Origin of the sequence: Pseudoalteromonas sp. RW-H-Ap-1, assembly GCF_048318575.1 — a bacterium.
In the GTDB taxonomy this organism is placed as follows: Bacteria; Pseudomonadota; Gammaproteobacteria; order Enterobacterales; family Alteromonadaceae; genus Pseudoalteromonas.
The window spans coordinates 1,349,427-1,361,925 of sequence record NZ_CP166996.1 but is presented as its reverse complement, the minus strand read 5'-3'; the positions used below and the strand labels follow the sequence as shown (position 1 = coordinate 1,361,925).

Here is a 12,499-nt window from a genome sequence, read left to right as displayed (position 1 = left end):
TTGAGCATTTATTCTAATTGTTGTTTTATAGATGTTACTAAAAATGGAACGGCGGAATTTTTATGAAAAATAAAATAACCAAATCTTTAACTGCGGCGGCATTATTGAACTTTATATCAGTACCTGCTTTTTCAGCTCAAGATCATATTGAAAATGCAGAAAGCTTGATACAGCAAGCTCAATACAAAAACGTAGCAACTATTAAGCGTAATTTCGCAAAGCAAGTAGCGCTTAATTATCCATTGTTGAATGCTGATTTAAAACAATCAGTAAATAAATATAACTTAGTTTTAAATGCTGATCAGTTATCAACAGTAGCACGGCATACACAACGTAATATAAGTCAGGCAAATAGTGCCTTACAACAGCTTAAAGGCTTACCTAACAATACAGGAAGCTTGTTACAAGTGCGCTTAGCTAGCGAGACTATGCTAACTGATTGGCAACAAGGTGAAAACCCTTTATTCGCATTTGCACCCGCTGGTGACGATAGCCAATGGAGCGAGATTGAAGCGTTCGATCAGTTTGGTAACATTCATTATCTAAGTGTCGACCAAATGCCAACTCAACCTGTTTTTATTGTCGAATTAGATCAGCAAAAAGTACAGGATGCGGGTATTGCAGTAATGAAAGGAATTTTGTCAGCTAACAAATTCAGCAAAAACATGGTTAGCCCACAAAATCAAATAAATAATGATCAGCCATTACAAACTAGCGTGCTGAAAAAAATACATTTAGAGGATGATAAAGAACCTTGGATTTCAGGAAAAGCAGAAGTCTATGCCATCGTAACGGGGATCGATCCTAGCAGGGATGAACCAATATTAGATATTGTTGATTTACCTTATTTAGATCATGATAAAACCAATTACAGCCCTAATCAGGTTTTAATTCATTGGCAGCGTTATCGTTGGCAAGCTGTCGATTTGCTTTTAATGGAGCAAGATGACAACACTAATTATAAAACCTTAGCAATGAAATTATTAGAAATATCAGAGCAAGTAATGGCAAGCATTCCTGATTTACAAGCACAGGGCTATACTATTATTCCTAAACTCACTAATGAGTTACTTAAAGCAATGCCTGATGAGTGGTTTGTAAATAACGATGATTATGTCGATGTTTTTTACACGCTGTTTGAAAACAAAGAGTATCAAGGTTACAAAGGCGCAAGTAGTAATGCCACCATTACCTTATCACCTTTAGAGATTAACCCTCGTCAGTAAATAGCGACTCGCCACTGTTTGGCTTGGTAACTAAACAGTGGTGAGTTAAGCATTACTCCCGCAGTTTAAGCGTGATACATACAACGCCGTGATCGGTACTTAAATCGTCGCGCTCAAACTCGGGGTTAATTAAATGACGATCGTAAGTATGATAATCGCTTACTTCAAAAAAACTGTCGTCATAGCCAGAATCAAACTCACAAGACAGCAAAATATAATCAAGCACAGAGCTGCTTGCACCAAAGTAATGCGTTGCTTTTCGTGGTAGTTTTAAACCTTGGCTATCTTTATCGGTAACACCTTTTATTGGCTCATTAGCTACTTCATCAGGCTCACAATCATCGTTTAACTTTGTAAATAACTGCCACGCATCGTTAAGGCAATATTTTGCAAGGTAGGTTTTGCTATCAAATGTAGGGGCAAAACGCAGTGTATTGGTTAGTAAATGACTTAAAACACCATCAGCTAGGTCGTTATTAAAATCTCCCATTAATATCATAGGCTGTTGCGTGGCTTCACGACGGCTTATCATTTCTATCATAAGCAATGTTGCTTCACTACCACGCTGAATTGTTGAGCCCCAGCCACCCGCTACATTCGCTTTTAAAATTTCAATAATGTTTTTTTCAGCGGTTAGTTCTTTATTATTTTCATCAATTTCAATTGATGGCCGTTTAGATTTAAAGTGCACCACATAACAATCGGTATTGCCTATATGCGGCAAACTTATTGTGGCTCTAAGTACTCTACGGCTAAAAGCAAAATCTTTAGTTAACCCTAAAGTACTGGCAAGCTCATGGTCATGCTTAACGCTTGCTACTTCAACAATGGGATATTTTGTAGCTATTGCTACAACGGGGCGTTTATAAATAAAATCATCTATTACCTGCGGCTCATCTACCACAGCAAAGTACGCATACCCTTGCTGCTTTAGTAACTCTTTAAGTGACTCAATGCTAAACACTTCCTGAAAACCGATTACATCGGGCTGATGCTCTATTAAATAATCAATAATCCAGCGCTGTTTTTTAGCCCATTGCTCTGCGGTATATATCCGCTCAAACTCATAATAAGCATTAGGTGGTTCAAGATAATTAAACAGGTTAAAAGTGGCTATTTTTAATGTTGAATTAGTTATTATCATCTCCGGGGGTTGTTCTGAGTTATCAGCTAAAGGGGATGTATTACAGTCACTAATAATGGTCGCCTTTGAAAGTTTATATTGTGTGCTATGGTCAACATCATATAAGATTTTTGCTTGCTACCAAAGCTTGATAATAATTAACACTCATCAAATCGTGCAAAGTTTGAGCAAACGCACCGTATCCCCTTTAAATTTATATACAAGTTGGTATGCTACGCGACCTTTTTTAACATATGGTTATCAAAAAAGGCAAAGCCAAGGGGCGGCTAACGCTGCAAGGGACTTACTACAAGTGGCAGCAATATTACAGGCATCACGTTAAAAACGTTAGGTGTAACTTTAAATAGCAATATAAAAAGCACTATTAAGGTCAAATTATGCGATTAGGACCAGGACTACTCGTCACCGCTGCCTTCATTGGACCAGGGACTATTACTACCGCTAGCGTAGCGGGTGCAAACTTTGGTTTTGCACTCATATGGACATTACTATTTTCAGTAATTGCCACCATATTATTACAATCTATGGCGGCGCGCCTAGGCGTAGCCACCGGGCAAGACTTAGCACAAGCACTAAGAGCCCATATTGAAACCCCTCTATTTAAATCTCTTGCTATATTTTTAGTGATCAGCGCCATAGGTGTAGGCAGTGCCGCCTACGAAGCTGGTAACTTAAGCGGTGCCAGCATGGGATTAATTGAAATATTCCCTCAGGTAAATGCCCAACTTTGGACGCCACTCATTGCATTTTTAAGTGCCGTATTACTGTATAGCGGTAAACACAAAGTTGTTGAAAATGCGCTTATTTTACTAGTGATTTTAATGAGCCTAGTGTTTATCTCTACGCTTGTTATGGCGGCTCCCTCGCTCAGTGACATATTTGCTGGTTTTGTTCCTAGCATGCCAGAAGGCTCAGTTACCACAGTATTAGCATTGGTAGGTACGACCATAGTGCCATACAACTTATTTTTACACTCAGGGGTACTGGCTGCTCGCCACAACAGCAAGAGTGACAAACAAAAAGTAATTAAAGAAACCAATATAGATACGGGCGTGTCTATCACTTTAGGTGGTGTGATCACGCTAGCTATTTTATCAACTGCATCAGTAGCGTTTTATGGCACCGATGCAGGGCAAATAAGTGCTGCAAATATGGCGGTACAGCTTGAACCCTTACTAGGTGATGCCGCCCATTACTTTTTTGCTATTGGTTTATTTGCCGCAGGCTTAACCAGCGCTATAACCGCTCCTCTTGCCGGCGCTTACGCGGTATGTGGCATGTTAGGTTGGTCAAATAAAATGGATAACATTCGCTTTAAAAGCGTTGCCATTGTTATTTTATTATTTGGTGCTGCCGTAGCATCTCTGGGTTTAGACCCTGTCGCCGTGATAATTTTTGCCCAAGCCGCTAATGGTTTATTATTGCCAATTGTAACTGCCTACCTTGTTTGGCTAGTAAATCAACGCTCTGTAATGGGTAAATACACTAACTCAGTGTTGGTAAACCTATTTACTTTACCGGTATTAGTGCTTATTTTTGGCTTAAGTGGTTATAAACTTTTTAGTTTGATTTTTTAATTTCACCACGCAATTCATACACAAAAGCCGCTGCATCATTTGCAGTGGCTTTTTCATTGCAGACCAATACTCACTTAAAAACCGTGATGCTCTGCATTGTACTTATTTGCCTTAATGAGTTTTGCAAATACATAACCCCCTACTGCACCAGCAAGTAATTGCGCATAAAACCCCCAGCCTCTTGCACCCGCAATAATAGTAATATTCATAATTGATTCAATAGCAATTAACGCTGTTGCAAACGCTACAATACCCGCAATTACAAATAATTTTACCCCCTGATTTTTAAGCTTTTTCGCGATAAACCAAGTCACAAAAAATGCAATGGTCAATGCAATAGCAATAATAACGCCGTATGTGGGGAGCAAGCCAAGCCAGTCTTCAAGGGTTAAATTAACACGATCATTAAAGCCCACCACGACACCTACATTAACTAATTGATTGACAACGTATTGGCTATGAAACAAGCTAGCAAGAGTGAATGTAAGCAACCAAGAAACTAAAAATGACGGGAGTATACGTGTTAAAAACTGCATGGTTATCTCAACTTAAAATTAAACTTTTTCCTTACACTAGCAAAGGCTTGCAGTGTAAACAATTTTTGCGTTGTATTACGCTACTCTCGCTTTTAGTGTTTTCGTGTAACGCCAGTGCCGAGCTCCCAACACAGCAATATACTGCTAGTACCTTAGCAGCAGACCTCAATTCACCATGGAGCATGGTCAAGCTCCCAAACGACACCTGGTTAGTTACAGAGCGTGATGGCCATGTTGTTATCATTAAAAACAATCAACAAACCCGAGTTAAACTAGATTTCGAGGGCTTATACGTTGCGGGACAAGGCGGTTTGCTCGACATAGTGCTTTCGCCAAATTACAGTGAATCAAAAGAACTTATATTCACATACGCTCAAGGTGACCTTGATGCAAATAGGCTTGTTGTTGCCAAGGCTAGGTTTGATGGTGCGCAATTTTCAACGCCAAAAATTATTTATAAAGTTGCCACCGATAAAGACACACCACAGCATTATTCTGGCCGCGCACTTGTATTGCCCGATAATAGCTTATTGTTTTCAAGTGGTGATGGTTTTGACTACCGCGAGCAAGCACAGGTTATAACCAGCCAGTTAGGAAAAGTGCTACGAATTAATTTAAATAGCACTATTCCAAGCGATAACCCGTTTATTAAGCATAAAAACCCTAACGCGCATGCTATTTATTCATTTGGTCATCGTAACCTTCAAGGCTTAGTGTACGACTATGATACCAAGCAAATTGTTAGCCATGAACATGGCCCCGCAGGCGGCGATGAGCTCAACTATTTAACAGCTGGCACTAATTACGGCTGGCCCGTAATAACTAACGGCAACGATTATTCACAAGCGCGTATTTCACCCTTTAGAGGCTACCCTGGAATGACTAAACCAGTCGTAGATTGGACGCCCTCAATTGCCCCATCAGGCATGGTGTATTATGGGACTAAGCATACAGCCTTCCCTTCACTGCAACGCCACGTTCTTATCACAACACTGGTCGATAAAAAGCTCTACAGTGTTAATTTAGCAAATGGTGAGTTCACCCAATCGCATATTTTCCCAGAGGCTAAAGGCAGGCTCAGAGATGTGTTTGTTACAGCTGAAGGTAATGTAGCGATATTAACCGATGGCAAAGAGGCAAAGTTAATGCTGGTAACGCCAAATTAGTCTTTATTTTAATGTATGAAATTCAAAAAAGAACTGAGTTATTTGAATTGGTTGTTCTAATTGCGGGTAATGTCCTACCCCTTCCAATTCAATAATATCTGGATTAATGATTAATTCGCGATATCGTTTAACCATATGACGGCCCGAAACAGGGTCGTCCATACCGCAAATTAACCGCATGGGTATATCTGCTTGTTGTAAAGCGCTCACCCAACGAGCGCGATGTAATTTACGCTCTGTGATGTAATAAATCAGTTTTGCCATAACTGGCTTGCCCTGTTTATATGCAATTAACTGCCACAACTCCTTGAGCTCTTTCTCAGCAAGTGGTGTAGCGCATATATTATCAAAATTACGCTTAAAGCTTTTATAGTTTGCAAGTCGCGACACTAAAGCACCTATAGGGCTAAGTAACAACTTTTGCAATAATACCGGTTTATGTGTTTCTGGAAATAACCCACCGTTAAGAAAGCAAACGCTCTGTATTTTTATGGCATGCGGCTCATTTAAATTGCTTCTAGCAAGTAGCTCTTGCGCTACCGTATCACCATAATCGTGGCTTAAAATATGCGTTGCCTTTACATTAAACACCTTTAATAAATATGTCAGTAAATCCGCTTGCATATTTATGGTGTAAGTAACATTTTGAGGTTTGTCACTAAAACCAAAACCCAGCATATCTAGGGTAAATACCTTAAAGTGTTGAGCCAGCGCAGCCCATTGATTATGCCAATCCCAACTTGCGGTTGGGTAGCCATGGATCAGTAATAAACACGGCGCGTCCTGTTTGCCTTGCACATGATATGCAATCTCATGACCTTGAAATTCAAACGTCGATTGACTCTTATGCCACGATGCTAATGAGTCAGTGATTATTGTAGTATTACTAATGACATTCATAACAATTTCGCTGCTTTTATAAGGTGATAAACGAGATGAATTAGGTATCTACCATAATTAACTTTTTATCTGATATTACTTAAATAACCTATAAAAATGTACATAAATTTATTATTTGCGGGTAGCCAATTCCATGACTAATATCATTTAAGATAGGACGACAATAACTAAATTAAGGAGCCAAAGTGAAAATATTGTCCGTTGACGATAACCCCCAAAATAGAAACATCATGGAAATTGCGCTTTCCAAGCAACACGATATTACTTCATCTGATGGAACCGAAGCAATATTAGCGCTAATGGAACAGCACCAGCCACAAGTCGTGCTGATGGATATTTTACTTAGTAATGGCCTTACTGGTTACGATTTAGTTGAACAAATAAAACAATCAGGTGAATACGATGATTGCGAAATTATATTTATATCTGCTTTAACATCAAGTGAAGACAAACTCACAGCATATGGGTATGGCGGCGATGATTATATTGCCAAGCCAGTAGACTTTAAGGAACTAAACGAAAAATTAAAGCGTGTTGAACTGCGTATTACAGAGCGAAATAATCTAAAAGAAATGTACGATGTGGCCTCTACAACTGCTTTTACCTCAATGCAACAAGCAAGTGAACTCGGAGAGTTAGTTTCATTCTTTACTGACAACCTTGACGTAACCGATCTAGATGCATTATTTGCTAACGTACAACAGTACTTTAACAATGCAGGCGCCAGCTGCTGTGTAGAGTTTAGAGTAGCAGACCAATATCACCAATTTCCAAAACAAACTATTTCTGAACTAGAAAAAGAAATTCTAGAACTAGGCAGAAGAGCAAAACGGATAGTGCCATTTAGCTCTAACTTATTATTTAACGCACCTGCTTGCTCAATACTTGTAAAAGGAATAAATGCAAAAGACGAAGGCTTACTCGGACGGCTTCGAGATAATTTTGCTATTTTACTTACTATTATAGAAAGCCGAATGGAATTTATTGAGCAGCAATTAGAAAAAGCGACGATACGTCAACAAGCTTTAAATACCCTTAAAAGCCAACTCGCTGATGATTTTAGTACCATAAATAAACTATGCTCAGAGCAAGATAAGCAAGTAAAAATACTCGTTAATGACTTATCTCAAGCTATACAATCAAAAATGATCACTCTAGGTTTGGATGAAGAGCAAGAGTCGGAGCTAGTCGGGTTAGTTGATGAGACGAAAGAAATTGTAGAAGAAACCTTAGTCCTGTCTTTTACGCTAGAAGAAAAATTACAAGCCATAACAAAACGCTTAAAAGCAGTCGAATAATATAAGTACAATGTATAGACCAAGCTCGACAGAACCATAGAACTCTGTTGGGTGGCGCCTTTGGCTTAACCAACCTAGCTTTTAACGTAGGTCTGATAAGTGGCTTTAATTACTCACCACCTGCTAACGGCTCTCTAATTGTCAGTGTATCAGTACCAAAATCTAATACAGCTTGGTATTTTCTAAAAAATGGAGAGCCTAATAATCCATGTATTATATCGTCACCACCAGCGGGCTGAACATCGTCTAGGTTTAGTGATACAAACTCTGTACTTTCAAACAACTGCCCTGCTAATTCAAATTTCAAAACATCTATTAAGCCCATTTCGTGGTCGGCTGTACCTAAACCTGCGGCATTTTATTCACTTAGTTTCTCTTGTATTCCAAGCTTTTTAATACATGACCTATCTAAAACAGATGCACCCGCCGCTGTATCTAAAATTAAATTTATCAGGTAGCTAACTGCAAAGCCTACCCACATATCTTAAATCATCTAAAAATAGCTAGCAACATTGCTTTTAAGCTAGGCTCCTTACCATACATATTCATTCCCATTTTAAATATACGTGCTGCAAATATGCGTAAGTAATAAAAACAGCCTGCACTAAGTAATAACGATAAAAGCGGTTGCCAAAAAGGTAAATCAACAAGTGACATTCTTACAGGCATAACAGCAAAAGCGGTGAAAGGCAGGTAACTTAACACAATACTGATTAGGCTATTAGGCTCATCCATAGTGAAAAATGCAATGACAATAGGCGCTATTGGCAGCATCATTAATGCACTTTTACTACTGTGGTTTGGATCATCAATTCCTGCTGCAATGGCTGCCATAAAAGCAGCACAAATGGCTAGGCCGAATACCGCAAACGCTACAAACCATGGTAGCATTGACCAATTAACAAAACTTAAACTCAGGGGTTGTTGTTTTATTATTACGGTAAAAAACAGCATGGAAAGCACAATTGATATAAGCGTCCCAAGCATTGTTTTTACTGCAAGTAATATCTGTCCTACTAGTTTGCCATCAATCCAATTTTGTGGCGTCATAGTAGCCATTAGTTGCTCTGTCACGCGGTTTTGCTTTTCGCCTGTAATACTGACAAACAGTTGACCGAATACACCAAACATTGCAACAAACAATAAGATCAATACCCCAAATGCTGTGTAAGTTTGCCCTTTATCAGCCTGGTTTTTTAATAGCTCATCAAGTACTGTATGTTCAATATTAATGTTTTTAGTCAAACTATCCTGTTGCTGTTGAGTCAAATTCAACGCGTTGAATCGCTGTTGTTGTAATGCAGCGTTAATATTTGAGGTTAAAGACGTTTGCCATGCTTCTTTTTCATAGGTTATTAATGTGAATGTGTTGGCTACGTCGTCATATTTAAGTGCTCCATCAAATTCATTTTGGCCTAAGTTTTTAACTACCGAATTAATATCTTCAACGCTTTTAAACTTGAACCTTGGGTTTAATTGGTTGAAAAGTTGTTGCTCTGCATTAGTCGCCAAGGTGTACTGTTTATTTAGGTCAGTTCCACTAGCGGCAAAAAAATAGATAATAGCTGCGATTAGCAACATAATGAGTTTGGAAATAATTTCTTGCTTTAATTTAAAGAAGTGCATGAACTCCCATTTAGCCACAGTCCAAACTTGCCGTGGTGCTGATACGTTTTTATTTTTCATAATTTTGCTCCTGATGAGCGTGCGAATTATGTTCGGCAACGGCCTGAAGATAAATAGCATGTAATGATTGTGATTGATTTTTAAATTCAGTAATATCGCCCAACTTAAGCAGCTGTGGCAGTACCTCATTCAGTGATTGTTGCTCAGTTAACGTAATAGTTAATCGCGTTAAAGAGAGCTGCTTGATGGTGCAGGTGACGTTAAGTTCTTCAAGCTGTACTTTATCGATAGATTGGCCAAAGCTGACATCAATTATATTGCTGTTATATTGAGCAAAGATCTCACTTAGCTTACCGTACAGCACGCTTTGGCCTTTATTAAGCAGCAGTACTCTGTCAGCTAGTTTTTCTACCATAGCCATTTGGTGCGCACTCAGTATTAAAGTCATACCTTGTTGCTTGAGCTCAGCTAAAAACTCTACCACCAACTCTTGGTTAATGGGATCCAATCCAGAAAAAGGCTCATCAAGTATTACCCATTTAGGTTCATGCAGTATGGCTGTAATAAGCTGAACTTTTTGCTGGTTGCCTTTTGATAAAGACTTCAACGGGTCGTTTAAACGATCGTATAGGCTAAACTTCTTCAACCAATGTTGGCATCGCTGTTCAAAATCTTGATTCGACACGCCATGTAGTAGCGCAAAAAACTGTAAGTTTTGTTTTAATGTTTTTTCAGGGTATAACCCTCGGTCTTCAGGTAAGTAGCCCAATAATTGGGAAGGGATTGATGAGTAGTGTTGGTTATCGTCAAAAAGCTCAATTTCACCGGCATCTGGGTAAGTAAAACCAACCAGCATTTTAACCAATGAGGATTTACCAGCTCCATTTGGACCAAGCAGAGCAAAAATTTCACCTCGCTGAACTTCAAATGACAGTCTGTCTACTGCATTTACGGTGGCATAATGTTTTTCTAAGTGAGAAATGGTTAATGACATAGTAACTCTTCGTTATTGTTTTTCTTCATCATAATGGGTACGCCCAGTGAATAAAAATATATTTTGTAAGTAAAAGTGTTAATAAAGAGTAGAAATGCTAAAGTTTCGAGATATATCGCGAGAGGATCAAATCTTGACTTCAGACATCAAACATCCTCGAAGCCTTTCCAATTGTAATTTAATCTTTTTATCGTCACTCATTAATGCATTCAACCTACCGACAGATTTTGATATCGTCGAATAATGTGTAACGTTAAAAATATCTGCTAATACCTGTAAATTTAAGCCCGTTAAATCTTGGCATAATTTTATATGCAAACCAGCGTGGTAAGTTTTTCTCTTTTCGCCCCTTTTTAACCATTAAAATGTCATCTATTTCTGCAACGCCATGTGCTTATTACTACTCTAGTCGATAAAAAGCTCTACAGTGTTAATTTAGCAAATGGTAAATTCACTCAGTCGCATATTTTTTCTGAAGCCATTGGCAGGCTCAGAGATGTGTTTGTTACCGCGGAAGGTAATGTGGCCATATTAACGGATGGAAAAGAGGCAAAGATGATGTAGTTTAAAGCAAATTAATTGACAAAGAGAGTTAAAACTCTGTTGGGTGGCGCCTTCGGCTTAACCAACCTACCTTCTCCCTACAACAAAAAAGCCACTGTTCGTTAAAACAGCGGCTTTCTCTCTTAAAGCTTATAGCTAAAAACTGACAGCTAGTACTTTAAGCTTTACCAATCACTTCCAGTCCACCCATGTATGGGCGTAATACTTCTGGTACTACTACTGAACCGTCGGCTTGTTGGTAGTTTTCTAGTATGGCTACAAGCGTACGGCCAACCGCTAAACCTGAGCCGTTTAGTGTGTGTAAAAGCTCTGGTTTTTTAGCGCCTTCACGACGAAAACGTGCTTGCATACGGCGTGCTTGGAAATCGACCATGTTTGAACAAGAGGAAATTTCGCGGTACGTGTCTTGCGCTGGTAACCATACTTCTAAATCGTATGTTTTTGCTGCGCCAAAGCCCATATCGCCCATACATAAAATTACTTTGCGGTATGGCAATTCTAGTGCTTGTAGTATTTGCTCAGCGTGGCCTGTTAGCTCTTCCAATGCTTGCATTGAATCTTCTGGTTTTACAAGTTGTACTAGTTCAACTTTATCAAACTGGTGCTGACGGATTAGACCGCGTGTATCGCGACCATAGCTGCCTGCTTCACTTCTAAAACATGGCGTGTGCGCAGTTAGGCGAACAGGTAAATCGCTTTCTTCGTAAATTTCATCACGAGCGCTGTTTGTAAGCGGTACTTCTGCCGTAGGAATAAGGCTAAAGCCAGCTTGTTGCTCACCATCATCGTTCACTAGGCCTAGTGTGTGGAATAAATCGCCGGCAAACTTAGGTAATTGGCTAGTACCGTATAGGCTTGCGCTATTCACTAAGTACGGTACATACATTTCTGTGTAGCCGTTTTTATCTGTGTGGGTGTCTAGCATGTATTGGGTAAGAGCACGGTGCATACGCGCTACTTGGCCGCGCATTACGGTAAAACGTGCGCCACTAATTTTAACGCCCATTTCAAAGTCTAGGCCGTTTAGGTCTTGCCCTACGTCAACGTGGTCTTTAACTTCAAAATCGTACTTTTTAGGGGTGCCCCACGTTAAAATTTCTACGTTGTCGTCTTCGTCAGCCCCTTCAGGTACCGATTCGTCCGGTAAATTTGGAATTGCTAAAGCAATTTGTTTAATTGCTTCTAGCACTTCATCTTGCTCTGCTTTAGCTGCGTCTAATTCGCTGCCTAAGTTAGCAACTGCGTCTAGCAATGGCTGTGCGTCTTCGCCTTTTGCTTTTGCCTGACCAATGGCTTTAGCACTGGCGTTACGTTGACTTTGAAGTTCTTGCGTTTTTACTTGTAATGTTTTGCGTTTTTCTTCAAGTTCAGTCACTACCGCTACATCTAGTTCATAACCACGTGCGGCTAAACGTGCTGCAGTTTGTTCGACATCTTGACGTAAATATTTAGAATCTAACATGTTAGT

At 39.4% G+C, this 12,499-nt stretch carries 11 protein-coding genes and 1 pseudogene; 5 read left to right on the top strand and 7 right to left on the bottom strand.

Annotated features, from left to right (window positions below; all coding sequences use genetic code 11):
• Positions 1–62 precede the first annotated feature (62 nt).
• Positions 63–1,226 (top strand): DUF3103 family protein, encoded by a 1,164-nt coding sequence (locus tag AB8618_RS06365; protein WP_409425259.1) that lies wholly within the window; start codon positions 63–65, stop codon positions 1,224–1,226.
• A 52-nt stretch (positions 1,227–1,278) separates the two neighbouring features.
• Here the strand turns inward: AB8618_RS06365 and AB8618_RS06360 are convergent, their stop codons facing one another.
• Complete coding sequence (locus AB8618_RS06360) at positions 1,279–2,370, bottom strand: endonuclease/exonuclease/phosphatase family protein (protein WP_413401812.1); 1,092 nt, start codon at positions 2,368–2,370, stop codon at positions 1,279–1,281.
• 377 nt (positions 2,371–2,747) lie between these two features.
• Here AB8618_RS06360 and AB8618_RS06355 point away from each other — a divergent pair, with 377 nt between their 5' ends.
• Positions 2,748–3,947 carry an Nramp family divalent metal transporter gene (locus tag AB8618_RS06355; RefSeq protein ID WP_413401810.1) on the top strand — a complete coding sequence of 400 codons (1,200 nt, stop codon included), beginning with the start codon at positions 2,748–2,750 and terminating at the stop codon, positions 3,945–3,947.
• A gap of 74 nt (positions 3,948–4,021) precedes the next feature.
• Here the strand turns inward: AB8618_RS06355 and AB8618_RS06350 are convergent, their stop codons facing one another.
• A complete protein-coding gene (locus AB8618_RS06350) occupies positions 4,022–4,483 on the bottom strand; it encodes a hypothetical protein (RefSeq protein ID WP_409425256.1) in 462 nt (153 codons plus the stop codon).
• Here AB8618_RS06350 and AB8618_RS06345 point away from each other — a divergent pair.
• Positions 4,468–5,649, top strand: a complete 1,182-nt coding sequence (locus AB8618_RS06345; protein WP_413401808.1) for a PQQ-dependent sugar dehydrogenase — start codon at positions 4,468–4,470, stop codon at positions 5,647–5,649. The genes AB8618_RS06350 and AB8618_RS06345 overlap by 16 nt on opposite strands.
• Before the next feature lie 3 nt (positions 5,650–5,652).
• Here the strand turns inward: AB8618_RS06345 and AB8618_RS06340 are convergent, their stop codons facing one another.
• The gene (locus AB8618_RS06340; protein ID WP_409425254.1) at positions 5,653–6,549 is read right to left on the bottom strand and encodes an alpha/beta fold hydrolase; all 897 of its coding nucleotides are present in this window, start codon (positions 6,547–6,549) and stop codon (positions 5,653–5,655) included.
• A 185-nt stretch (positions 6,550–6,734) separates the two neighbouring features.
• Here AB8618_RS06340 and AB8618_RS06335 point away from each other — a divergent pair, with 185 nt between their 5' ends.
• A complete protein-coding gene (locus AB8618_RS06335) occupies positions 6,735–7,847 on the top strand; it encodes a response regulator (RefSeq protein ID WP_409425253.1) in 1,113 nt (370 codons plus the stop codon).
• A 109-nt stretch (positions 7,848–7,956) separates the two neighbouring features.
• Here the strand turns inward: AB8618_RS06335 and AB8618_RS06330 are convergent, their stop codons facing one another.
• The 3 genes from AB8618_RS06330 to AB8618_RS06320 all read right to left on the bottom strand — a co-directional run bounded on the left by AB8618_RS06330 (position 7,957) and on the right by AB8618_RS06320 (position 10,467).
• Complete coding sequence (locus tag AB8618_RS06330) at positions 7,957–8,154, bottom strand: hypothetical protein (protein WP_409425252.1); 198 nt, start codon at positions 8,152–8,154, stop codon at positions 7,957–7,959.
• Positions 8,155–8,336: 182 nt separating this feature from the next.
• Positions 8,337–9,533, bottom strand: coding sequence for an ABC transporter permease (locus AB8618_RS06325; RefSeq protein ID WP_409425251.1), 1,197 nt, complete (start codon positions 9,531–9,533; stop codon positions 8,337–8,339).
• Positions 9,523–10,467 carry an ABC transporter ATP-binding protein gene (locus AB8618_RS06320; RefSeq protein WP_409425250.1) on the bottom strand — a complete coding sequence of 315 codons (945 nt, stop codon included), beginning with the start codon at positions 10,465–10,467 and terminating at the stop codon, positions 9,523–9,525. The genes AB8618_RS06325 and AB8618_RS06320 overlap by 11 nt, the downstream gene beginning before the upstream one ends.
• Positions 10,468–10,845: 378 nt before the next feature.
• Between AB8618_RS06320 and AB8618_RS06315 the strand changes: the two are divergent.
• Positions 10,846–11,031: pseudogene (locus AB8618_RS06315) on the top strand (PQQ-dependent sugar dehydrogenase); the annotation flags it as partial.
• Between the two features lie 157 nt (positions 11,032–11,188).
• Here the strand turns inward: AB8618_RS06315 and serS are convergent.
• The gene (gene serS, locus AB8618_RS06310; RefSeq protein WP_413401804.1) at positions 11,189–12,493 is read right to left on the bottom strand and encodes a serine--tRNA ligase; all 1,305 of its coding nucleotides are present in this window, start codon (positions 12,491–12,493) and stop codon (positions 11,189–11,191) included.
• Positions 12,494–12,499: the final 6 nt, after the last annotated feature.

What these genes read in the sequence shown, in the direction of transcription:
- AB8618_RS06365 (WP_409425259.1), top strand. Translation starts at nt 63, where the DNA reads ATGAAAAATAAAATAACCAAATCTTTAACTGCGGCGGCATTATTGAAC.
- AB8618_RS06360 (WP_413401812.1), bottom strand. Translation starts at nt 2,370, where the DNA reads ATGATAATAACTAATTCAACATTAAAAATAGCCACTTTTAACCTGTTT.
- AB8618_RS06355 (WP_413401810.1), top strand. Translation starts at nt 2,748, where the DNA reads ATGCGATTAGGACCAGGACTACTCGTCACCGCTGCCTTCATTGGACCA.
- AB8618_RS06350 (WP_409425256.1), bottom strand. Translation starts at nt 4,483, where the DNA reads ATGCAGTTTTTAACACGTATACTCCCGTCATTTTTAGTTTCTTGGTTG.
- AB8618_RS06340 (WP_409425254.1), bottom strand. Translation starts at nt 6,549, where the DNA reads ATGAATGTCATTAGTAATACTACAATAATCACTGACTCATTAGCATCG.
- AB8618_RS06325 (WP_409425251.1), bottom strand. Translation starts at nt 9,533, where the DNA reads ATGAAAAATAAAAACGTATCAGCACCACGGCAAGTTTGGACTGTGGCT.
- AB8618_RS06320 (WP_409425250.1), bottom strand. Translation starts at nt 10,467, where the DNA reads ATGTCATTAACCATTTCTCACTTAGAAAAACATTATGCCACCGTAAAT.
- serS (WP_413401804.1), bottom strand. Translation starts at nt 12,493, where the DNA reads ATGTTAGATTCTAAATATTTACGTCAAGATGTCGAACAAACTGCAGCA.